Annotated in this window: 18 protein-coding genes; 8 read left to right on the forward strand and 10 right to left on the reverse strand. The window is 45.9% G+C overall.

Annotated features, from left to right (window positions below; genetic code table 11):
* Nucleotides 1-308 precede the first annotated feature (308 nt).
* Nucleotides 309-1,103 (forward strand): sulfotransferase domain-containing protein, encoded by a 795-nt coding sequence (locus tag K5609_RS15120; RefSeq protein ID WP_221074370.1) that lies wholly within the window; start codon nucleotides 309-311, stop codon nucleotides 1,101-1,103.
* Nucleotides 1,104-1,344: 241 nt separating this feature from the next.
* Here the strand turns inward: K5609_RS15120 and K5609_RS15125 are convergent, their stop codons facing one another.
* From K5609_RS15125 to K5609_RS15140, 4 genes are read right to left on the reverse strand one after another with little or no spacing between them, the layout of a single operon-like run.
* A complete protein-coding gene (locus K5609_RS15125; RefSeq protein ID WP_221074371.1) occupies nucleotides 1,345-4,173 on the reverse strand; it encodes an FAD-binding and (Fe-S)-binding domain-containing protein in 2,829 nt (942 codons plus the stop codon).
* A gap of 54 nt (nucleotides 4,174-4,227) precedes the next feature.
* Nucleotides 4,228-4,893, reverse strand: a complete 666-nt coding sequence (locus K5609_RS15130; RefSeq protein ID WP_246611867.1) for a LutC/YkgG family protein — start codon at nucleotides 4,891-4,893, stop codon at nucleotides 4,228-4,230.
* Entirely contained in the window at nucleotides 4,893-6,356 is a 1,464-nt protein-coding gene (locus tag K5609_RS15135; RefSeq protein ID WP_221074372.1) for a LutB/LldF family L-lactate oxidation iron-sulfur protein, read from the reverse strand. Before K5609_RS15135 ends, K5609_RS15130 begins: the two co-directional genes overlap by 1 nt.
* Complete coding sequence (locus K5609_RS15140; protein WP_221074373.1) at nucleotides 6,353-7,135, reverse strand: (Fe-S)-binding protein; 783 nt, start codon at nucleotides 7,133-7,135, stop codon at nucleotides 6,353-6,355. The genes K5609_RS15135 and K5609_RS15140 overlap by 4 nt, the downstream gene beginning before the upstream one ends.
* Nucleotides 7,136-7,354: 219 nt before the next feature.
* Here K5609_RS15140 and K5609_RS15145 point away from each other — a divergent pair, with 219 nt between their 5' ends.
* The 3 genes from K5609_RS15145 to K5609_RS15155 all read left to right on the forward strand — a co-directional run bounded on the left by K5609_RS15145 (nucleotide 7,355) and on the right by K5609_RS15155 (nucleotide 9,976).
* The gene (locus tag K5609_RS15145) at nucleotides 7,355-8,257 is read left to right on the forward strand and encodes a LysR family transcriptional regulator (protein ID WP_221074374.1); all 903 of its coding nucleotides are present in this window, start codon (nucleotides 7,355-7,357) and stop codon (nucleotides 8,255-8,257) included.
* An 88-nt stretch (nucleotides 8,258-8,345) separates the two neighbouring features.
* Entirely contained in the window at nucleotides 8,346-9,038 is a 693-nt protein-coding gene (locus tag K5609_RS15150) for a type 2 periplasmic-binding domain-containing protein (protein WP_221074375.1), read from the forward strand.
* A 125-nt stretch (nucleotides 9,039-9,163) separates the two neighbouring features.
* Entirely contained in the window at nucleotides 9,164-9,976 is an 813-nt protein-coding gene (locus tag K5609_RS15155; RefSeq protein ID WP_221074376.1) for an N-acetyl-ornithine deacetylase, read from the forward strand.
* A gap of 270 nt (nucleotides 9,977-10,246) precedes the next feature.
* On the opposite strand, the gene K5609_RS15160 is transcribed toward K5609_RS15155, so the two are convergent.
* On the reverse strand, nucleotides 10,247-12,961 hold the full coding sequence (locus tag K5609_RS15160) for a bifunctional acetate--CoA ligase family protein/GNAT family N-acetyltransferase (protein ID WP_221074377.1): 2,715 nt from the start codon (nucleotides 12,959-12,961) through the stop codon (nucleotides 10,247-10,249).
* A gap of 323 nt (nucleotides 12,962-13,284) precedes the next feature.
* Between K5609_RS15160 and K5609_RS15165 the strand changes: the two genes are divergently transcribed.
* Nucleotides 13,285-13,689 (forward strand): CBS domain-containing protein, encoded by a 405-nt coding sequence (locus K5609_RS15165; protein ID WP_221074378.1) that lies wholly within the window; start codon nucleotides 13,285-13,287, stop codon nucleotides 13,687-13,689.
* A gap of 69 nt (nucleotides 13,690-13,758) precedes the next feature.
* Here the strand turns inward: K5609_RS15165 and K5609_RS15170 are convergent, their stop codons facing one another.
* The 4 genes from K5609_RS15170 to pomA all read right to left on the reverse strand — a co-directional run bounded on the left by K5609_RS15170 (nucleotide 13,759) and on the right by pomA (nucleotide 17,786).
* Nucleotides 13,759-14,262: a glycine cleavage system transcriptional repressor gene (locus K5609_RS15170; protein WP_221074379.1), complete on the reverse strand. Its 504-nt coding sequence runs from the start codon at nucleotides 14,260-14,262 to the stop codon at nucleotides 13,759-13,761.
* Between the two features lie 197 nt (nucleotides 14,263-14,459).
* The gene (thiI, locus tag K5609_RS15175; protein WP_221074380.1) at nucleotides 14,460-15,923 is read right to left on the reverse strand and encodes a tRNA uracil 4-sulfurtransferase ThiI; all 1,464 of its coding nucleotides are present in this window, start codon (nucleotides 15,921-15,923) and stop codon (nucleotides 14,460-14,462) included.
* A gap of 170 nt (nucleotides 15,924-16,093) precedes the next feature.
* The gene (locus K5609_RS15180) at nucleotides 16,094-17,011 is read right to left on the reverse strand and encodes a flagellar motor protein MotB (RefSeq protein WP_163130971.1); all 918 of its coding nucleotides are present in this window, start codon (nucleotides 17,009-17,011) and stop codon (nucleotides 16,094-16,096) included.
* A 10-nt stretch (nucleotides 17,012-17,021) separates the two neighbouring features.
* Entirely contained in the window at nucleotides 17,022-17,786 is a 765-nt protein-coding gene (gene pomA, locus K5609_RS15185) for a flagellar motor protein PomA (RefSeq protein ID WP_221074381.1), read from the reverse strand.
* 223 nt (nucleotides 17,787-18,009) lie between these two features.
* Between pomA and K5609_RS15190 the strand changes: the two genes are divergently transcribed.
* From K5609_RS15190 to dxs, 3 genes are read left to right on the forward strand one after another with little or no spacing between them, the layout of a single operon-like run.
* Entirely contained in the window at nucleotides 18,010-18,255 is a 246-nt protein-coding gene (locus K5609_RS15190; protein WP_016402704.1) for an exodeoxyribonuclease VII small subunit, read from the forward strand.
* Nucleotides 18,252-19,139, forward strand: a complete 888-nt coding sequence (gene ispA, locus K5609_RS15195) for a (2E,6E)-farnesyl diphosphate synthase (RefSeq protein ID WP_221074382.1) — start codon at nucleotides 18,252-18,254, stop codon at nucleotides 19,137-19,139. Before K5609_RS15190 ends, ispA begins: the two co-directional genes overlap by 4 nt.
* Nucleotides 19,140-19,173: 34 nt before the next feature.
* On the forward strand, nucleotides 19,174-21,042 hold the full coding sequence (gene dxs / locus K5609_RS15200; protein WP_221074383.1) for a 1-deoxy-D-xylulose-5-phosphate synthase: 1,869 nt from the start codon (nucleotides 19,174-19,176) through the stop codon (nucleotides 21,040-21,042).
* A 4-nt stretch (nucleotides 21,043-21,046) separates the two neighbouring features.
* Here the strand turns inward: dxs and K5609_RS15205 are convergent, their stop codons facing one another.
* Nucleotides 21,047-22,558, reverse strand: coding sequence for an ABC transporter substrate-binding protein (locus K5609_RS15205; protein ID WP_221074384.1), 1,512 nt, complete (start codon nucleotides 22,556-22,558; stop codon nucleotides 21,047-21,049).
* Nucleotide 22,559: the final 1 nt, after the last annotated feature.

Genomic DNA, 22,559 nt, shown 5'->3' on the forward strand with positions numbered 1-22,559 from the left:
GCTCACCAAAAATCACTTCACTGCATATTTTTATTTGTCACCTAGCAAAACACTACAGTTACAAGCACTCAATTTACAAAGGTTTTTGCTCACAGTTGCTATATTGTTACGCACCGGCCAGATGTTAATTAATTGTTTCATTTCGGTTGCGGTCGATTGGCAGTGACAACAAAAGTGCTATTCTTGCCTTTATTGAAAGGGTAGATAAAAAGACAGCCTACTTAATTGAAAGGGTAGATAAAATGGCAGCCTCCTTAATCAAATAAAGGAGTTCCTCAACAAGCTGATAAAAACTACACGGGGAAGTTATGATAAGGGTCAATAAAATAGTCGAAAGCGTGTTTAGAAGGTTCAACCCTAATACAAAAAGCGTTGATTTCATCATATGCGGTACTCAAAAAGGAGGTACTACAGCCTTGGATATTTACCTCAGGGAGCATCTTGAAATTTGTATGGCAGCACGAAAGGAAGTGCATTTCTTCGATAATGAAGACAATTTCGCTAATGGAAACCCAGACTATTCAGAGTATCACCGTTTTTTTAAGCCAAAGAAAACACACAAATTATTAGGGGAATCTACACCTGTATACATGTATTGGAATGAATCCCCGAAACGGATATTTGAATATAACCCCAAAATGAAGCTTATTATTATCTTACGCAATCCTATTGAGAGAGCATACTCGCATTGGAATATGGAAAGATCTAGAGGAGCTGATAGCTTGTCTTTTAGTGAAGCGGTGAGTTCTGAAGAAGAAAGATGCCGAGCCGCACTGCCCTATCAACACAGACTGTTCTCCTATATTGATCGGGGACACTATATTGATCAACTGCGTACTATTTGGAAATACTTCCCCAAGCAAAATGTACTTGTTTTAAGAAATGAAGATTTAAAACAACACCCCAAAGACACTCTGAATAAAGTGGCTGATTTTTTAGAAGTCGCTCACTTTAACGATATAGAGAATAAGGATATTCACTCAAGACCTTATGTATCCCAAATCGATGTAAAAGAAAGGACTTTCCTTAAGTCTATTTTTGAAGCCGGAATAAGGGAGCTGGAAGCGGAGCTTCAGTGGGATTGTAGTGATTGGCTTGAATGATAACGTTATAATTTGCTAGGGGTATTTGTTCTGCGCAACTAAATCAGGGGACTTTGCTTAAGGAACGTTATTCATATTGTAACTGTTAAAAGTGCACCGAGAAACAAAGCAGACGATGATTTTTCGATTCATTTAAATCTAAGAAACGCTAAAGGAGAACTTACTTTAGAGTGTTTAAGCCAATAAAATGAAGCGCAAGCGAATAAGTCTCAAGTTATTCGCTTGCATAGCCGCATTCTAATTACAAGCTCACCTCATCTATCAAGTACAATATCGATTGATACACCACACCGCTGTGTTGTGATAAGCCTATTTCGCAGGTTCGGCTATTGCTGTAGCCACGGATGCAGCCTTCTGGTACTTGTGCTTTAAGTGGGGCTAGCGCGGCTTGGTTTAACTCGGGAGTAGTAAAGCCTTTGTCGCCTGCCCAGCCGCAGCAATAGATATGCTCAGGCAGTACCGCTTGTTTAGCACAGCGCTTGGCAATGCTTAACAAGGGATCGTGCATGTCCATTAGCCGTGAACTACAAGTTAGGTGCAGCATCACGGGCTCATCGAGTTGGGCAATCTTTAACTTGTCTAGCGCGTGCTGGTGAATAAAACCGATGGGTTCGTGAATATCCAGATTACGCTCAAACTTTTCTTTACTGCGTTTAGCACAAGGGCTGGTGTCCATAAGTACTGGCCAACGGCCATGTTCACTTAACTGCCATATTGCGTCTTCTAATTGCTGTGATTTACTGCTAGCAAGATCAAACATGCCTTTGCTGTGATAAGGCATGCCGCAACATAGCTCGTCACCATTACCGGGAATAAGCACTTCAAAGCCAGCTTTTTCTAGCACGCTGCATGTCACTTCCAGCAAGGGGCGCGGGTCGATAGCATTGGCGGGCGGTGCCATAGTGCGCGAGGCACAAGACGGAATATACACCACCTTTTGTTTATGAAAGCGTGCTTGAGGTGGTTGATACTTGGCCCGACGCGGAAAACTAGAGTTCCAAGTAGGCACCTTACCCGCCGATACCTTAGTAATGCCTTTGCTAATGGCACCTAGGGCTTTGTCGCCCAGTATTTTATGGCCAAGCTCTGCAGTGCCTAAACCCAAGCGTGTCATTGTAGCTACGCTAGAAAAATGCTCCGCTGTCCAACGGGCAATGTTTTGATGTTTAGCATAGTGTTTTTCGCGCAGTTTACGCACTAAATCGCCGGTGTTAATGCCAACAGGGCAACGGTCGGCACACAAGCCTACTGCTGCACAGGTATCTACGCCCTGGTACTTAAAGTCTTTTTCTAGCTCGGCCAAACGCAACGGCTTATCGCCAGTTCGGCGTAATTCGCTTAATTCTCGGTACAAAACGATGCGTTGCCGCGGGCTTAAACTTAGGCTGCGCGAGGGACAAACCGGTTCACAAAAGCCGCATTCAATACATTTATCCACTAAGTCATCGGCGGCTGGCATCGGTTTTAAGTTTGCTAAGTGGGCTTGGCCATCATCATTAAGAATAACACCGGGGTTAAGCAATCCTTGTGGGTCAAACAGTTGCTTAATTTGTTGCATGAGCGCAATGCCCTCGGCGCCCCACTCTAGCTCAACAAAGGGCGCCATGTTGCGGCCAGTGCCATGCTCGGCTTTTAGCGAGCCTTGATATTTAACCGCCACCAGCTGGCTGACTTCATCCATAAAACGGCCATAACGTGCCACTTCATCGGGGTCTTCGAAGCCTTGGGTGAATACAAAATGCAGGTTACCAGCTAGCGCGTGGCCAAAAATAATCGCTTCGTGATAACCATGTTTGGTGAACAATGCTTGCAGCTCGTTCACGCCATTGGCTAGGCGCTCTACTGGAAAAGCCACATCTTCGATAATTACCGTTGTGCCGGTTTCTCGCACTGCGCCCACGGCAGGAAACATGCCTTTACGAATGGCCCACAAGGCAGCCGTTTCTGAAGACTTAGTGGTAAACGCAACCTCACCGATGCGGGGGAAATTAAGCAAACTGTCCATCACTTGTTGGCATAATTGGCTTAATTCATCGGCTTGGCTACCACGCGTTTCCACGAGTAAAGCGCAGGCTTGATTATCTAGGTCGGCGATAAACTTGGGCATACCCGCTTGGTTAGCCACCGATGCTAGCGCGCGGCCATCCATTAACTCCACTGCCGCAACCGCTTGCTTGGCGAGTACTTCTACTGCTTTACAGGCCACATCACTATTTTCAAACACCAACAACGTTGAGGCTTTATGTGGATGCTCCACTACAGTGTTGTAGGTAAGCTCGGCGATAAAGGCCAAGGTACCCTCTGAGCCAATCATCAAGTGCTGCAAAATATCGAAAGGGTCGGTAAAGTCCACCAGCGCGTTTAAGCTATAACCCGTGGTGTTTTTTAGCCGGTATTTATGGCGGATTTTGTCGGCTAAAGCGGTGTTTTGTTGGGTGGTTTGAGCCAACTCGCTCAGCTGATTTAACAAGCTAGCATGGCTTTGCTTAAAGGCCGCTACACTTTGTGGGTCAGCGGTATTTAGCACCGTCCCGTCGGTAAGCACCAAGGTAATAGATGCCATAGTGTGATAAGAGTTTTGTGCGGTGCCGCAACACATGCCCGAGGCATTATTGGCCGCAATGCCACCAATTTTACAGGCATTAATCGAAGCCGGGTCAGGGCCGATTTTTCGCTGAAAAGGCGCTAAATAACGGTTGGCGTCGGCGCCTATCACCCCTGGCTGCAGGCTAATCTTATTGCCATTATCCAATATTTTATGAGAGCGCCAATCATCACTAAGCAGAATAAGCACAGAATCACTGATCGCTTGCCCCGACAAACTGGTGCCTGCAGCACGAAAGGTATAAGGCAGCTGCAAATTAGCACAACTGGCCATTACTAATTGCAGTTGCTCTAAGGTGTTAACTTTAACCACCAGCTGCGGAATTAGGCGGTAAAAACTGGCGTCGGTTCCATAAGCTAAAGTTTGCGCTTCACTTGTCATTAGCTGCTCGGGAGCAAGCGTAAGTGACAAGTGCTCAAACAATTGTTGGTAAGGTCCGTCTAACTCGTTATGTGTTTGAGTCATGTTTTTGGCTGCTCCACTGCTTCTGCTTGGTGTTAAAAATTGGCTTAATCTCGGCTATTCGCCGTTTATCACAATCACAATTAGCTGGCAGGGGCCGTGTGCACCATAAGCTAAGGTTTGCTGAATATCAGCGGTTTTAGACGGCCCCGATATCAGCACTACGTTACTTGGCAATCCTTTATGCCAATGTTGCTCGCTGATTAATTGGCTAAGATTATCGACAATTTGGCTGGCTTTAATCACGGCCACATGACACGGCGCAATCAGCGATAAACTACGGGGCTCATCGGCACTGGGTTTAAGCACTAAAGTGCCGGTATCGGCAATACCGGCGGCACAGCCAGTAAAAGTGACATCGGTACTATCAAACAAGGCAGTTTTGAGCTGCTCAAAAGGCTGCAAAAAGTGGTTTAGTTGTAAGTGTTCGGCAAGCGCTAAACTAAAAACTTTGCTCCATTCGCCACCTTCCCCATAAAGTGCAGTTTGCCATTGATGCTGTTGCTGTAACTCCAGCAAACAAGCTGATAATTGCTTGGCATTTTCTAGGATAATTACATCAGCATGGGCGGCCATTAAGCTTTGTTCAAAACGGGCTAAAGCCTGCTCTGGTGAAGAAGCCTGCCAGGCATTAGCACTGGTTTGGTTTGTTGGCGCTAAGGCCGAAACTGCGGCCAAGCGCTGCATAATGTTTTGCTTGGCATTTGAGTTACTCACCGCCATTAGCGTCCTCCACCAGTTGCTGAACGAGTTAGCGACTTGCTAGCGCGGCGCTTCATTGTTTGGTGAAAGGTTTGGCTGGCTAACTCAGGTTTATTGCGACAACGCGTCCACTCTCCCATTGGCATAGGCAAATATTTCGCAAGCTTTACACCAACAGCCATAGCCCAATTGTAGATACTAGGATGAGTACTCAACCAAGCCCACATTCGCCACGCGGTGTGCTCTGTCCAACTTGCGGCGCTCGCTTGACCTTTCAAACTTGGCGTCTGCTCGGCAGCGGGCAGCTTTGCATCATGGCGCAAGCGCTGCAACAAACTAGGAATGGGGATCTTAACCGGACACACTTCTTCACAGGCACCACACAAGCTTGAGGCGGTTACAAGGTCACTGGTTTGCGCTAAACCCTGTAAATGGGGAGAGATTATTTTCCCAATAGGGCCTGGGTAAGTGGTGCCGTAAGCATGGCCACCAACACGGGTATACACTGGGCAATGGTTCATACAGGCACCACAGCGAATACACTGCAGGGTTTTACGCAAGGCTTCGTCGGCATAGGCTTGTGAGCGACCATTATCGAGCAATACCAAATGTACTTCGTTTGGCCCGTCTCTCTCTGGCGCACGCCGCGGACCAGAAATCATATTGAAGTAAGTGGTAATATGCTGGCCCGTCGCCGAGCGAGTTAAAATGCTAAATAATGGTGGCACATCACTTAAAAACTCCACCACCTTCTCAATACCAGTAACCGCAATATGCACTGGTGGCACGGTAGTGGTCATGCGGCCATTACCTTCATTTTCAACCAAACATAAGGTGCCCGTTTCAGCCACCGCAAAGTTCACCCCAGATATGCCCACCTCTGCTTGCTTAAACTTGGTGCGCAAGGCCTCGCGGCCGGTTTGGATTAGCTTGTCTACCGATAAGGTGTAATCGAAGTCTTTAATATGTTGCTGAAATAAATCGGCTACTTGCTGCTTATTTTTGTGAATGGCCGGCATAATAATGTGAGAGGGCGTTTCTTTGGCCAGCTGCACAATGTACTCACCCATATCGCTCTCTACACATTCAATGCCAAGGCCTTCTAGGTGTTGGTTAAGCTCGATCTCCTCGGTCACCATGGATTTGCCCTTAACGACTTTAGTAGCGCCTTGGCTTTGAATTAATTCGGCAATTAGCTGTTGAGCTTGCTTGGCATCTTCGGCCCAATGCACTTGTATGCCATTAGCTTGGCAGTTTTTCTCTAACTGCTCTAGTAGCTGCGGTAACTTGCTTAAACAGCGTTGGCGAATGTTCTCAGCGTGTTCACGCAATTGTGCGAGCTCTTGCGGGTCGCTAAAGGCATCTTTGCGCTTTTGTTGCAAATAATCCATAGCACCGCGAAAGTTACTGCGTAAGGTTTGATTGGCTAAGGCATCGCTAGCTTGTTGTTTAAACTGGCTAGCTTGGTAATGCTGTACACTCATGCTTTAGCTCCCTTGGTGCGTTGCCATAAAAAGCTCGCGAGGTGCTGGCCATTAAAGCGACTGGCTTCTCCTCTATAGGCCAAATGCCCATTAATGTTAGCTAAGCAGCCCCAATCGGCACTAACTAAATAACTGGCACCAGAGCCTTGCAAATGCCTTGCTTTGTCTTCCACCATGGCTTGGCTTATCTCACTATGGCGCAGTGAGAAGCTGCCGCCAAAACCACAACATTCGCTTTCGTATTCGGCTTTTTTAAGTTCTACTTTATCTAGCTGTGACAGCAAAGCCTGCGAGCTGGCATGGATCCCCAACTCTCTTCGCCCGCTGCATGAGGTGTGTAACACAACCGAGGTTAAGGGCCCTTGGTCGTGTAATTTTGCCCGGCAAATATGGGCTAAAAATTCGCTAAACTCAAAAACTCGTTCAGCAAATGCTTCCGCTTGGTCGGCGTAAATATCATCATTAGCAAATAAGTGGGGATAGTGTTTAAACATCATTCCGGCACAAGAACCCGACATCACGACTATTGGATAATCTTTCGGAAATAGCCCCATTTGGCTTAAGGCAACGGTTTTTGCTTGTTCTTGGTAGCCAGAGGTATAGGCAGGTTGGCCACAGCAGCTTTGTTTTTCTACCCAAATAACCTCTACCCCTTCTCGTTCAATTAGTTCTATGGCGGCAAGGCCACCATCGGGATCGAGCAGGTCTAGCAAACAAGTTGCGTAAAAATACACCTTACTGGGTTTGCTGGGGTATATCCTTAATCCCGTTTCACTCATCCCTTTCCCTTACTAATAAACAACCAGCTATAAAACAAGGTTTAGCATTTCAGCTTTGATTTTAGTTAATCCTGCTCCAGCGGAAATCAGACCTTAGTGCAAGTAAACCGTGAAGTACCAAGCAAGCCTTAGCTAAAACCACACTTTTAATTAACATTTACTTTACACTTTGGTGATTTATCCATATATAGAAACAAAGAAATTAATTATTTCCAAAAAATGCCAAATGTAGATGATTTGATTTTATTTGCCGACGTGGTTGAGCAAGGCTCGTTCTCTCGGGTTGCAGAACAGCGTGAGTTAACCAATTCGGTAGTGAGCAAGCGCGTGGCTCGTTTAGAGCAGCAACTGGCGGTACAACTGCTCTATCGCACTACCCGAAAGCTTTCGCTCACCGAGGCCGGCCAAGCACTATATAACCAAGCCAAACACATTGCGCTTAGTGCACAAGAAGCCTTTGCCGAAGTAGGCGAATATGGCGAAAGCCTAAGCGGCAAGATCCGCATTAGTGTGCCAACTATCTCGGGGGAGCTGCTGCTTGCCGAAGCCTTAGCAGCATTTAGCGAACAACACCCAGAAATTAGCATTGAGATGTCGATGGATAATCGCTTTGTAGACTTGCTAGAAGATGGATTTGATTTGGTGATTCGCACCGGTAGCTTGCCTGACTCATCGTTAATTGCCAGGCATATTATCGACTCGCATTGGGTGGTGGTAGCCAGCCCAGCTTACTTAAAAAAGCATGGCACTCCCAAAGCCCCAGATGAGCTTAAACAACATCGCTGCCTAAGTTATAGCTATCAGGAAGGTGGCGCGGAAGACTGGTTATTTAAAGTGAAAGAGACCACTCAAGCCATTCGCATTAACAGTGGCTTTAGCACCAATAACGCACGGGCATTACGCAAAACCGCATTAGCAGGGTATGGTTTAATTTATGTGCCTCGTTGTTTGGTGTACCAAGATTTAGCCAAACAAGACTTACATGAAGTACTAACAGGCCAAGCCGCAAAGGTGCTAGGCATTTACGCCATGTACCCTTTTACCCGCCAGCAACCGAAAAAAATCAAATTGCTGATTGAACATATTCGACAGCACTACCTAGCCATTTCGGAGTATTTTTAGGCATTAAGCACAAAATGATCAAATAACAACCAGCGTTATTAAAATGCCCTCTATACTTTGCTTAAGCCAATAAAACGCTTGAGTAATAATGCCAACTCGATTGTTAATACTAAGCTTTTTGTTCACACCTTTTTTCATTAATGCAGCGGCATTGATGAAAGTAGCCGTGCTCGACTACGACCTTGACTCCGGCGAAGATGAGCCCGGTTTAGATTATTTGGTAGAAGCCGCCGCGCAAATAGATATTGAGCTGGAACTTATCCCTCTGCCGGAAGCGCGCGCCCACCGCTTAGTGCAAAATGGTGAGTTAGACGGCGAGGCTTTCCCCTACGAAATTGCTACTCGTGATTCCAGCCACATGATAAAAATAGATGTGCCCATCGAGAGCTCATCATTATGGATTTGGGTTCCGCACGACCAAAACTGCGTGAATGACCCAAACCAGCTAAGTAACTTTAAGCCGGTAGGTTTAAATGGAATACCCTACTTTGATATCTTTTATCAATTATCAGAAATGGGGTTTGAGAAAGTAGCTACTCCGCACATAATGGTGGAAATGCTTCGCCGCGGCCGCGCAGATTATTTCCCAGCAACCAAACGCTCCGTAGAGTTTTTGCTTGATGAAACCGACCAGACGCTAATAAAACCTTGCTTTAATGAACCCTTCATTACCATAACCAGCTACTTCTACTTGAACGAAAAACATCACGCTATTGCCGAGTTGTTTCAACAAGAACTCGCGGAGGTAGTAAGCCTTCACCCCGACGATGACGACGATTAAACACTTAAGCTAAGGCGCTAATTCCTTTTAGAAAAACAAGTAAATACCGCGCAAGACTAGAGCCTAAGCAAAAGTACTGGTAGTGTTCGTTTAAGCAATCACTTAACCATGCAGGAGCTTAGGTTTTGAGCCGTTCTTCATTCCAACAGTTTCATTGGCAGTCCCAGCAGTTTGGCTGTGCCAGCAATGACATTGATAGATTCTATTCATTACTTCATGAACAAATGCAGCGTTTAGGCATGCGACAGCAAACACTTGGTAAAATTGAAAGCTACCCTGTTGATTTATATCGCTCTGCGGCGTCCAAGCAACATTTACCAAATATTCTTATTAGCGCGGGCTTTCATGGCGAAGAAGCAGCTGGACCATGGGGAATGCTAAAGTTTCTTAGTCAGCTTAACAATGATGTATTTCTATCTGTAAACCTAAGCCTATTGCCGCTAGTAAACCCTACTGGATTTAAAGCCGGACATCGCTTTAACCAATATGGCGAAAACCCCAATCGCGGTTTTGGAGTAACCGATGGCACTGCGCTTGAAACCGAAGAAAGCTCTAAAGAAGGTAAGCTGCTTATTAAGCAACAAGCGCTGCTAAAAGCACTAAGCAGTGACGGCATACTGACCTGCCACGAAGATGTATTGCAACACCACTGCTATGTGTATTCTTTTGAACCAGAGCAAGATGCAGGGCCTTTTAGCCAAGGTTTGCGAGATAGTTTGGCGCAGTACTTTAAGGTGGCTGAGGACAACAGCATTGACGGTTGCCCACTGGACAATGGTTTGATTCACAACCATTACGACAGCTCCTTTGAATCTTGCTTAGTGCGTATTGGCGCTAAACGCGGCGCGTGCAGCGAAACCCCAGCACTAGAAGATTTTGACCAGCGCATTAATGCTAACTGCGCTGTGATGCAACAATTTGTTAGTGCAAGCCAATAACTAAAAAGCTGCTAACTAGCAGTCTGTTGATCTTTGCTGATGGTTTTTGCAGTTATTTATTAGCCATTTAGGCAAGGCAGTGAGTGTGCAGTTAAGTGGGCTTAATAATCACTCGCTAACGCTGAATAAATGGCTAAGAAATGCTGCCCGAAAGGTTCGGATAAGCGAACTTTACTCTTTGTTAAGCACTTCTTGCTTAGCCCACTAGGCTTCTAAGTGCCCGCCGCGATTAAAGCCCGCTTATCTCGAACAAAATTTCAACACCAAAGATCAACAGACCCTAGCCTCTGCTGGGGGATTGTTTTGTAGCTCAAGCTGCATTTCAATGACCCCATCTTCCAATTCAAACTTCACTTTAAAACCAAGGTGTTTGGCTAAACCCGCCATGCCACGGTTTTGGATCATGGTCATGCCACTTAAGGTTTGGGTGCCCATTTGTTGATAGTAGCGAATCATCTTTTGCAGCAAGTGTTTACCTAAACCTTGGCCTTGCAAATCGCTTCTCACCACCATGGCAAACTCGGCATCTAAGTTGTCGGGATCGATGCTGGCGCGCACTACTCCTAGTATCATCCGGTCGTCTTCGGCTTGCTCATCCACCGCAATAAAGGCCATTTCTCTGGCGTAATCAATCTGAGTGAGCAAAGCCATTTCTTCATGGGTCATTTGCCCACGCGCGCCAAAGTAACGCTTGTAGCGATCTTCTTCGGTAAGTGATGAATCGAAGGCTAAGTGGTTAGGCTCGTCTTCTGGCAAAATTGGGCGAAGCAATACCTTTGTGCCACTTTTAGTCTGGCAATATTCTTCCAGCTCTTTGGGATAAGGGCGAATAGCAAGACGCTGGCTTGAGCGCTGATCGGTTTTTTGCAAACGCATATTCACGTCAAGCAAGGTTATGTTATCGCCAGCGGCCAGCACCGGATTAAGATCTAAGCGGGCAATCTCTGGGCAATCGATAATCAAGTTTGATAGCCGGGTTAGCATGGTACAGAGCGCCTGCATTTTTAATCCGTTAGGTAAGCGCCTGTCTCGTATTTTTTCAGCTTTAAGTGCCGAAATAACTAAATAACGCGCCAAACTCATATTAAGTGGCGGCAGGGCCACCGCTGCATCTTGGGTTTCGTCCCACTCAGAGCCGCCTTCGCCCAAGAAAATAGCAGGGCCAAATACTGGGTCATTAATTACTGCCACACGCAGCTCTTGTGCGCCAGCAGTTAAGGCCATTCGTTGCAGGATCATGCCTTCAACCTTGGCTTGTGGATAGGCTTGCTTGACCCGGTCGAGCATCGATTCTGCAGCTATTTCTAGCTCATGCTGGTTATTAATATTTAAGCTCACCCCATGCACATCAGATTTGTGCAGTATATCGGGCGACTGAATTTTTAAGGCTACCGGGTAGCCAATTTTGTCGGCACAGCTGATGGCTTCTTCTACGTTATGCACAAACCAGGTATCGATAGTCTGCAAGCCATAGGCATGCAACAAGGGCTTGGCATCATGAGTTTCCAGCACAAGTATGTCTTTAGCAATCGCTTGCTGGAGCACTTGCTTGGCTGATTGATCAACTAAGGTTCTATCGGTAGTGCTGGGGGTTTCCGACAATAGTTTTTGGTTACGGCGAAACTCCACCATATGCATAAATGCTCCCACTGCCCCCTCGGGGGTACGGTAAGTGGGAATACCCGCTTTGGTGAAAGCCAATCGGCCTGAATAGGCAGTTTCTTCGCCCATCCAGTTGGTAAGAATATTTAAACGGCGCGCCTTGCTGTCTTGCTTTATCACATTGATTAAGGCGTCGGCAGTAGACTCGGCGCCAGCTAAGGCCGAAGGTGCATGCATTAATAGCAATGCGTCGGCTTCGCCGGAGCTGGCAACAATGTCTAAGGCTTTAGCGTAACGACTTGGATCCGCATCGCCGACAATATCCAAGGGGTTTTGCCCTGACCAAGCACTGGGTAGCACCTCGGAGAGCTTAGCTAGGGTTTCTTGAGAGAACTCTGCCAGTTTCCCCCCGCGCTCCATCAAGGCATCTACCGCTAACACAGCTGGGCCACCGCCATTACTTAGTATGGCTAGGCGTTCACCTTGCAGAGGGTTGGCGTAAGTTAGCGTTTCTACCGCCGCAAATAACTCGTGGAGATCTTTCACGCGCAACATACCAGCGCGCTTAAAGGCTGCATCGTATACCGCATCGTTACCCACTAATCCGCCAGTATGCAACGCTGCGGCTTGCGCGCCTAAGCGGCTGCGACCGGATTTAATCACTAATATGGCTTTGTTACGCGAGGCAGCTCGAGCAGCCGACATAAAGCGCTGGGTATCTTTCACTGAGTCAATATACAGCATAATCACTTGGGTTTTGGCATCTCTGGCTAAGAAGTCCAGCAGCTCGCCAAAGTCGATATCTAAGGCATCCCCCAACGAGATAAAAGAAGAGAAGCCAATGCCCTTGTTATTTGCCCAATCTAATACCGTTGTGCACACAGCAGCAGATTGCGAGACAAAGGCAATTTTTCCGGGCTGACTATTAGCATGAGCAAAGGAAGCATTTAAGCCTATGTTAGGCAGCATTAAGCCCAAACTGTTTGGCCCTAGAATACGCATGCCATAGCGCTGGCCAAAGGCCAGAACCTGCTCTGCAACGCTTTGCTCTTGCCCTTCCAAGGTAATATCTAAGCCACCGGCAGTAATAATCGCCGCCTTACAGCCAAATTGGCCGAGCTTTTCCACCACCTCAGGCAAGCGGCTAGCGTTAACACAAATAATGGCGAGATCTGGGCGCTGAGGGAGCTTCTCAATACTTGGATAAGCCAATACACCTAACACCGCTTTATATTTAGGGCTAACCGGCATCACGGGGCCATTAAAACCAGCACTCATCAGGTTTTTCATTACCACATTGCCAGGGCGTGAGGCACGATTAGATGCGCCAATAACCGCGATAGACTTTGGCGAAAACAAATCATGCAGCTTGCGTTGACTCATTAGCGGGATCTCTTTGGCTGAACTTAAGCAAATAAACTCAAGTGTAACGTGTATCGGCTAAGACTAAAGTATTCATTGTTCACACAATTTACATCGCTAGACCAAGGTAGTAGTTAGCTTAAGCTGAACAATTAGAGTGGCCAAGTACCTATTAATCTAATTACCCACAAAAAATACGACTATTGAGCAACATTACAACTACAATTAATTCAAAGTCACCCTGTTTTTTGTAACTCGCACTAGTTTTTTATACAAACAACTGGACAAAAAGCGTTTTTTTTATTCATATCTTAAAGAAACCCTGCAATTTTAAGGAAGAAAGTATGCCGTTAACCTCTATTCGTGCAATTGACTACATGACCAAAAATCCGGTTACGGTTACCCCTTCAAACTCATTATTTGAAGCTATCGACATCATGCTTACCGCCAAGGTTTCTGGCGCAACCGTCATCAACGAGCGACGCGAAGTCGTGGGTGTTATTTCTGAAATTGATTGCTTACAGGCAATTCTAAAAGGTACATATCACGGAGAGATTGGCGGCTCAGTAGCAGATTACATGACCGAGGAAGTGGATATCATCGGCACCGACATGGATATTCTAGCCGTAGCGGAAAAGTTGATTAAAGAAAAACGCCGCAGAATGCCGGTGGTGCAAAATGGCAAGTTTATTGGTCAATACAGTATTCGAAGCATTCTTAATGCAGTGAAGGAATTTAATCTTAAATAGCGACTTCACCGTTCGTTACTCACTAAAAAAGGGCAGCCTGCTGCCCTTTTTTGCTGTTTACAGTTTATTCTAGTGAACTTGGTTTACCACCATCTGAGCTTGCAAACCTTCAATCTCGGCAATAATCCCAGCGGTGTTTTCACTGTCTGGCACCATGAGATCAAGTTCAGCAGTAAATACACTGCCGCCAGCTTCGGGCACGCTCATTCGATGACATTCAAGCTTATTAACATTAACCCCATGTCCCACCAGCAAACGGGTTATGTCGTTAATTAGGCCAGGGCGATCTTCTGCATCAATCACCAAACTTAATGACTCACTTTGAGATAAGTGAGCGGGTTTGCAGCCGTTAATGCTTAAGTTTAAGTCGTCTACCGCGAGCAGCGCTTGCTGCAAGGCCTGAGTGTTTTTTTGTGGAACCTGCACTTTGAAGATACAAGCCACTTGCCCATCTAAATTTACAACCCGACTACTTAACCACTTTCCTTGATGAGAGTGGGTAATATCGGCCAAGCGATTTAATGTACCGGGTTTATCTTCCCCGGTGGCAGTAACTAAAAATAGATCGCTCATACATCTACCCCTTTATGCTAAAACCTAATTTAAGTTTATACCACCCAGCAGCAAAGGGTGTGACAAGACGCAGGGTTTGAGCGGGTCATCAGTAAAAGCTTGCAAAAATGCTAAGTGGGTAGAAAAGGCATATTTTTTAATAAGTTTGCGTAATAAGCCCTATAAAAAAAGCCGACTTTCGCCGGCTCTATTCATGCTTATTTGTTACTATAAACACCGACATTTTTGAAGCCAGCATCTTGCAAATACAAAGCCTGCAATTTACTCATTACTCCGCGGTCACAATACAGCATGTAGTGCTTAGATTGGTCTAAATCGCCAAACTGGGTTGATAGTTTAAAGAATGGAATATGCTTCACTTCAACACCGTCAATAGAGAAAGGTTGTTGCTCCTGTTCTTCTATCGAGCGAATATCTAATACTACTGCTTCTTTGTCTTTCGCTAACTCTTCTTCGCTAGCGACTTCGGTCACTTGTTCGTCAGCTTCTTTAGTCACGTCGCGAATATCAGTAATACGGCAGTCTTCGACTACTTTATCGAGTATTGCGAAATCGAAATTTTGCTCTTCAGCAAGTAATTTCGACTCAACCGCTTTCACTGTAGGTTTATTAGAAATAACGCCACAGTATTCCGGCATAGTTTCGGCAAAATCATTAGTGCCGATATGTTTAGCCGTATCAATAATGTCTTGTTTGTCGGTGGCAATTAGCGGGCGCAGAATCAGGGTTTCTGAGACTCGGTCAATCATGCTTAAGTTAACCAAAGTTTGACTAGAGACCTGCCCTACTGCTTCTCCGGTTACTAATGCAGGAATATCCAGCTGCTGCGCTACTTTAGAGGCTGCTCGCACCATCATACGCTTGAGTACCACGCCCATTTGGCCGTTATCAACGTTCTCAAGGATTTCGTTGACGACTGGGTCAAAGTCGATTGCTACAAATTTAACGCGGTGTGATGAGCCAAAGCGCTTCCATAGGTGATGCGCCACTTGCTTCACGCCCAATTCATGAGCTCGGCCACCTAGATTAAAGAAACAATAGTGTACTTTAGCGCCACGCTTGATGAGTTGATAACTCGACACGCCCGAGTCAAAACCGCCAGAAATAAGCGACAATACACTTTCTTGGGTGGCGATAGGGAAGCCGCCTAAACCAGGATGCTTCTCTTGCACCAAATACATTACGTCGTCAGCAATCTCGATTTTCACCGTTACATCAGGATTTTTTAAACGCACCCCATTGCTTTCACAATGTTGGTTTAAGCCTCCACCTACATAACGCTCTACCTCAATAGAAGAGAAATCATGTTTACCGCTGCGTTTAACTCTTACACAAAAGGTTTTGCCTTCTAAACGATCTTTCCAAGCATCAAAAGTTAGTTCATAAATGTTATGCAAATCGGTATAGCTATGCTGTTTTACTTCTAAGAAGTGCACGATACCAGGTGTTGAAGAAAGCGCTTGAATCACCGCTTCGCGATTTTCTTCGCTGTCGTTACGCGAAGTAACCACCATGCGGTCCCAGTCTAAACGCACTCGAATAGTTTCATCGATTGGACTAATTACATTACGAATATTGCTTTGAAGAATTTTACTGAAGCGCTTACGAACCGGCTTACTCTTCATGGCAATTTCTGGAAATAGTTTAACGATGAACTTCATAACTCAAGGGCCTTGATAAATTTGGGCGCGAATTATACCGCGAGTTAAGGCGGTGAGCCAATACTGTTTAGTTTAGCTCGCTTTGGTGCTTATTTATCAAATGAAAAAAGAAGGAAGTGAAGTAGAAAGGAAGCTAAGCTCGCTTAACAGAGTTAAGCGAGCTGGTTTATTTACTCTTCTCCAGATACGGCAATTTCACCAGATTGAGAGGCCTTACCTTGCATAATGCCAATTTCTACCCGGCGATTACGCCGACGGTTCTCAAGGGTGTTGTTTTTCAATAGCGGTTGAGTATCGGCTAAGCCGCTCACAACAAGTCGTTCTTCAGCAAAGCCGCGTACTTTAATCAACTCATGAGCCACCGACACGGCGCGCTGGCTGGATAGATCCCAGTTAGAACGGTATAGCTCTGACTCTGCTTGCTGGTTATCGGTATGGCCAGACACGGTAACAATGCCAGGAATGTCTTTAATCACCTCACCGACACGGCGAATAACCGGACGAAACTTAGGTTGTAAGAAGGCGGAGCCTGAAGGGAAGGCGCCTTTTTCTCGCACCCGAATAATTATTTGCTGACCAAGTGACTCCACTTCAATAGCGCCATCTTCAATCTGATCGCGAAGTTGCTGGGCAATTCGCTTAGCCGTTTCATTTTGTTGGGCTTGGGTTTCTGATTGGCTTTGTGAAGACTGCGCTTGAGTTGCAGAAGCTCGGCCACCGGTTTGCTGACCAGCCGCTTTTTGCTGACCACCGGCGTCGGCTTCTTCACCATCATGAAACTCAAGCTTAGCCTGAGTCATATCAATGGTTTGCTGCATGATGGTTTCAATAGGTGTTGGCTCAGGACGGCCAGGTCTAAACTCTTGCGCAATCACCGAGGTCCCTTTTGGAATGTCTTTTACTTCCAGTAGGTTTTGCACACCGAAGGCGTACTTCATTGAACCGGCAATTTGCTTAAACTTTAATACGTCCATTTCCGAGAAGGCCAACAGCAATACAAAGAAGCACATCAACAGAGACATGAGATCGGCGAAGGTGCCCATCCATGCGGGCAGTCCTTCGGGGGGGCACTTGCAAGGTTCTTCCATACTGCGCTACCTACTCGTCTGTTGTGCCTAGTGAGCGCTTGCCTTCTGGCAAGTAGTTTTTCAACACGCCTTCAATCACCCGTGGGTTCTGGCCATCTTGAATGCCCAAAACTGCATCTAGAATCAAACTGCGATTAAGTTTTTCTTCGCCAGCACGCAACAGCAGTTTTTCGCTAATAGGAATGGCCACCATGTTGGCAAGAATTGCACCATACAAAGTAGTCAACAAAGCTACCGCCATGGCAGGACCAATGGATTTTGGGTCATCCATGTTCGATAACATGGCTACCAGACCAATCAAGGTACCAATCATCCCCATGGCTGGTGCTACGTCACCTAAGGCCTTGAAAATACCAGCTCCAAATTCATGGCGCTCCGAGGTAAGCAAGATATCCTTTTCCATAGTGGCGCGCACTACGTCTGCGTCGTGGCCATCCACCAGCATATCAATGCCTTTTTGCATAAAGGGGTTGGTGATCTCGGCTTCTTCTAGGGCCAAAAAGCCACCTTTACGGGCGGCGTCGGCCATTTCTACAGAGCGTTCGATAAGATCATCGGGCTTATCGGCTTTAAACATAAAAGCCTTAGCCGCAATTTTAATCGCTCCCAAAAACTGACCTAGGTTGTATTTCATCAATACAACAAACAAGGAGCCACAAAAAACAATTAGTACCGAGGGAATGTCGATAAAAATCTCAATTCCGCCACCCATCACCATCGCCATAACAACAAAGGCGAAGGCGCCGATAATCCCAATCAGCGTTGCTAAATCCACTGCTTTTTCCTTTTAACCTGTAGCCTAGAGATTCTAATTAAACTAATACTAGTCTACTCGCAAAACAGAATCGAAGGTAATTTTGTGTTCTCATTTCAATATCTTGACCTACCAAGCTCTTCTATATTTATCGGCCAATATTAAAATACTTGAGTCGCAAGTTTGACCTACCCATACGGCTAAGGTAACTTTGCGCCAGAATACGCTTGATAGAGGCTCTAGCATGGTTGCAAAAAAACCAGAAAAGATGAAGTTTGAAGAAACCTTAAATGAACTTGAAGACATTGTTCAACAGCTTGAACAAGGTGAGCTAAGCCTCGAAGATTCTCTTAAGCAATTTGAACGTGGTATCAGTTTAGCCAATGCTGGCCAAGCAAAACTGCAACAAGCTCAACAACAAGTAGAAATACTTCGCCAAGGGCCAAATGGCGATTCACTAGAACCTTTAGTGCAGGAGCCTTCTGAGTGAATTCTAGTTTAGCTAGCACCATTGCTGACTACCAATCCCAAATAAACACCCATTTAGACAGTGTTTTAGCCAATCAAGTTGTTAATGACCCAAAGCTACTGGCAGCCATGCGTCACGGCCTACTGCTAGGCGGTAAGCGAGTTCGCCCGTTGTTAGTTTATTTGGTAGGGCAATTAAACAATGCGCCCAAAGATATGCTTAATGCAGCGGCGGCGGCGGTAGAGTGCATTCACGCCTATTCGTTGATTCATGATGACTTACCCGCCATGGATGATGATGAGCTGCGCCGTGGTCAACCTACCTGCCATATCGCGTTTGATGAGGCCACCGCTATATTAGCGGGAGACGCCTTACAAAGCCTCGCCTTTAGCTTAATTGCCGAAGCCCCCGCTAGCGATGCCCAAAAAGTGGCGATGTTAAAAATACTAAGCCAAGCGGCCGGTTATAACGGTATGTGTGGTGGTCAGGCATTAGATATTGCAGCTACCAACCAACAGGTTAGCCTTGAGCAGCTAGAAAAAGTGCACCAACATAAAACCGGTGCCATTATCAAAGCAGCGGTAATGTTAGGTGCGGTTTGTGGCAACATTGATCAAGCAAATGAGCAGCAGGCTTTAGCTCGTTATGCAGATGCATTAGGCTTAGCCTTTCAAGTTCGTGATGACATTTTAGATATAATTAGTGATACCGACACTTTAGGTAAGCCACAGGGCTCAGATCAGGCCCTAAATAAAAGCACTTACCCTAGTTTACTGGGCCTACAAGGCGCCATAGACAAAGCAGAAAAACTAGGTGAAGAAGCACTTCAAGCCTTAGAGAGTTTGCCTTACAATAGTGAGTTGCTAGCCTTATTAGCTGATTATGTCGTACATCGAAACAACTAGTCGTCAACAATAAGAATAATGATAAGCATTTTATATGACACTGAATATTAAAGATTACCCTACACTTGCTCTGGCTGACTTGCCTCCGCAACTTCGCCAGTTAGAGCAGCAACAGCTACCAGAGCTGTGTGATGAACTTCGCCAATACCTTCTTAACAGTGTCAGCCAATCGAGTGGCCATTTAGCATCAGGTTTGGGTGCTGTTGAGCTCACCGTAGCCTTGCATTACGTATATAACACCCCATTCGATAAACTGGTTTGGGACGTAGGCCACCAAGCTTATCCGCACAAAATTTTAACTGGTCGCCGTGAAAAAATGTCGACCATTCGCCAGTTTAAAGGCTTACATCCTTTCCCATGGCGTGGCGAGAGTGAATACGATGTACTCAGCGTAGGCCATTCAAGCACTTCTATTGGTGCCGCCTTAGGCATGGCAATAGCTGCAGAAAAAGAACAGCAAGGCCGTAAAGTAGTGGCAATTATCGGTGATGGCGCAATGACCGCAGGCATGGCCTTTGAAGCGCTAAACCATGCAGGTGCGATTCACAACGACATGTTAGTGATTCTTAATGACAACGAGATGTCGATTTCTGAGAACGTTGGCGCACTGAACAACTCTTTAGCCAATATTCTTTCTGGCTCTTTGTACTCGTCGCTACGTGAAGGTGGTAAAAAAGTACTGAGCGGTATGCCCCCCATTAAGGAATTAGCGCGTCGCGCCGAAGAACACCTTAAAGGCATGGTAGTACCAGGCACCTTATTTGAAGAGTTTGGTTTTAATTATATTGGCCCAATTGATGGTCATGATGTAAAAGGCTTAGTGCGCACGCTAAGCAATATGCGCGACCTAAAAGGTCCGCAAATTTTGCATGTGATGACTAAAAAAGGCAAAGGCTACCTGCCTGCTGAGCAAGATCCCATTGGCTATCACGGAGTGCCTAAATTTGACCCGAGCCAAGACAACTTGCCTAAAAGCAAAGGCGCCGCCCCTACCTTCTCTAAAGTTTTTGGTGACTGGCTATGCGATATGGCAGCCAAAGACAAAAAGCTGATGGGCATTACTCCAGCCATGCGTGAAGGCTCAGGCATGGTGCGCTTTTCTAAAGAGTTTCCAGAGCAATACTTCGATGTGGCTATTGCCGAACAGCACGCGGTAACCTTTGCAGTAGGCTTAGCCATTGCAGGCTACCAGCCAGTAGTTGCCATTTACAGTACCTTTTTGCAGCGTGCCTACGATCAATTAATTCACGATGTGGCGATTCAAAACCTGCCGGTTTTATTTGCCATTGACCGCGCTGGTATTGTGGGTGCCGATGGCCCTACTCACCAAGGTGCCTTTGACTTAAGTTACTTACGTACCGTGCCAAACTTAGTGATTATGGCACCAGCCAATGAAGATGAATGCCGTCAAATGCTATACACCGGCCACCTTCATCAAGGCCCGGCAGCGGTTCGCTACCCGCGTGGTGGTGCCGACAATACTCCAGTAAATAGCGAAATGACCGCTATGGAAATTGGTAAAGCTAGAGTCATTCGAGAAGGGAAGAAAGTCGCCATTCTTAACTTTGGTAGTTTACTGTGTAAAGCTGCACCAGTAGCTGAGCAACTAGATGCAACCTTGGTTGACATGCGCTTTGTTAAGCCTCTAGATGAAGCTTGTATCAAAGCCTTAGCAGCTGAGCACGATGTGCTAGTGACCCTAGAAGAAAATGCCATACAAGGCGGTGCTGGCTCTGCTGTAAACGAGTTTTTGTTTGCTCAGCAGCTTAACCAAGTAAAAGTTTTGAACATTGGCCTACCCGACAACTTTGTGGAGCAAGGTAGCCAAGAGCAAATCTATGACTTACTGGGTTTAGATAGCAAAGGTATTCAGCATAAAATCGAAAACTTCTGCCAAGCTTAAGCGGCTATTCGAGTACCTGTAGCTGCTCAAACAATGGGAATGGACTAGCCCGATTCATATTCTTAATATCAATCCGCTGGTTCAATGCCCAAACTTTTCGCTGCCAGTATAAAGGCACAAATACCGCTTCTTGATAGATTTGCTGCTCTAGATACTGAATAATCTTAATCCGTTTTTCCTCATCTAACTCTTGCTCACCGGCCAGAATAAGTTGGCTAATTTTGTCATTTTGATAGGCCTTACACGGCCCACCCTCATCGGTAATTGGCTCACCTTCACTGAGAAACATTGCCCGCGCAATCGACAATACATTGCCCGCATCACCTTGCCTGCGTGTTAACACTAAGTCACTTGAACAGCTATCCAGCGCTAACTGGTAGTCTTGCTCGTTTAACCATTGCGGCTGCAAGGAAATATTCACTCGGTCCAGCATAGACACCAGTTGAGAAACCACTTTAGATTGGTCACCAAATAATGACTCTGGCACCGCCATGGTAAGTTTAAAGCCTTTTTCATATCCAGCTTGCTGCAATAGTTGGTGAGCCAACAGCAAATTATAACGCGGCAATAGATCAGCATTGTAACTGGCTTGCCCGGGAATACTTAGCTGGGTAGACGCTAAGGCGTAAGGCCCTAAGACTTCGGCCAAACGAATATTGTCTATGGCGAGATTTAAAGCTTGGCGAACCCGCCGATTATCTAAGGCAGGGTTGCGCTGATTCAATTCAATAGCTAACCACTTTAGCCCTTCAGTTTGAATGACCGACAATTGCTTATCTTTGTTGAGCAGCTCTACGTAGTTCTCTGGCACGTGATCAACGATATCTACATCGCGAGAAAACAAGCTAGCCATGCGCATCTCAGCTTGTTTAATCGGCACCACTTTAATCAAACTTACGTTACTGCGATTGGTGCGCCAATAGGGTTCATGAATCTCAAACTCGGTAACTATACCCGGCACATAACGGCTCACTTTAAAAGGCCCTGTTCCCGATACTGCAGTTGGTGAGTTTAAGTTTTCTTCAGCGGTGTAAAACTGCTTATCCGCTGGGAAAATAAAACTTAAGCGTTGAATCAACTCTGAAAAAGGCCGATAAGTGCGAACTTCAAACTGCAGGGTATTGAGCGCCTTGAGACTTTTAATAGGCGCAAACAAAGCATGTAAATGCGCTTGCTGAGAAACTTGTTGGAAGGTCCACTCTACATCTTCCGCAGTAAGTGGATTACCAGAGTGAAACACTACGTCACTACGTAATTCAAATTGGATTTGAGTTGGTGAGATAATTTTCCACTTGGTAACTAAGCGCGGCGCAATACGCCCTTGTTGATCCAAAAGAAACAAGGGGTCAAACAACAAGTGATTAATAAAGTTACTATTTGCATCCAGTTCATCAACAAGTTGCTGCGGCTCGGCGTGAAAAGCGGTTCCCCAAACCAAAGTATTCGCCTTAGCTGATTGCCAAGCGCCAAGGCTTATAAGCAACAACAAAGTAAAAGGCAGGGATTTAATTTTCAAC

Source organism: Agarivorans aestuarii (genome assembly GCF_019670125.1).
Classification (GTDB): Bacteria; Pseudomonadota; Gammaproteobacteria; order Enterobacterales; family Celerinatantimonadaceae; genus Agarivorans; species Agarivorans aestuarii.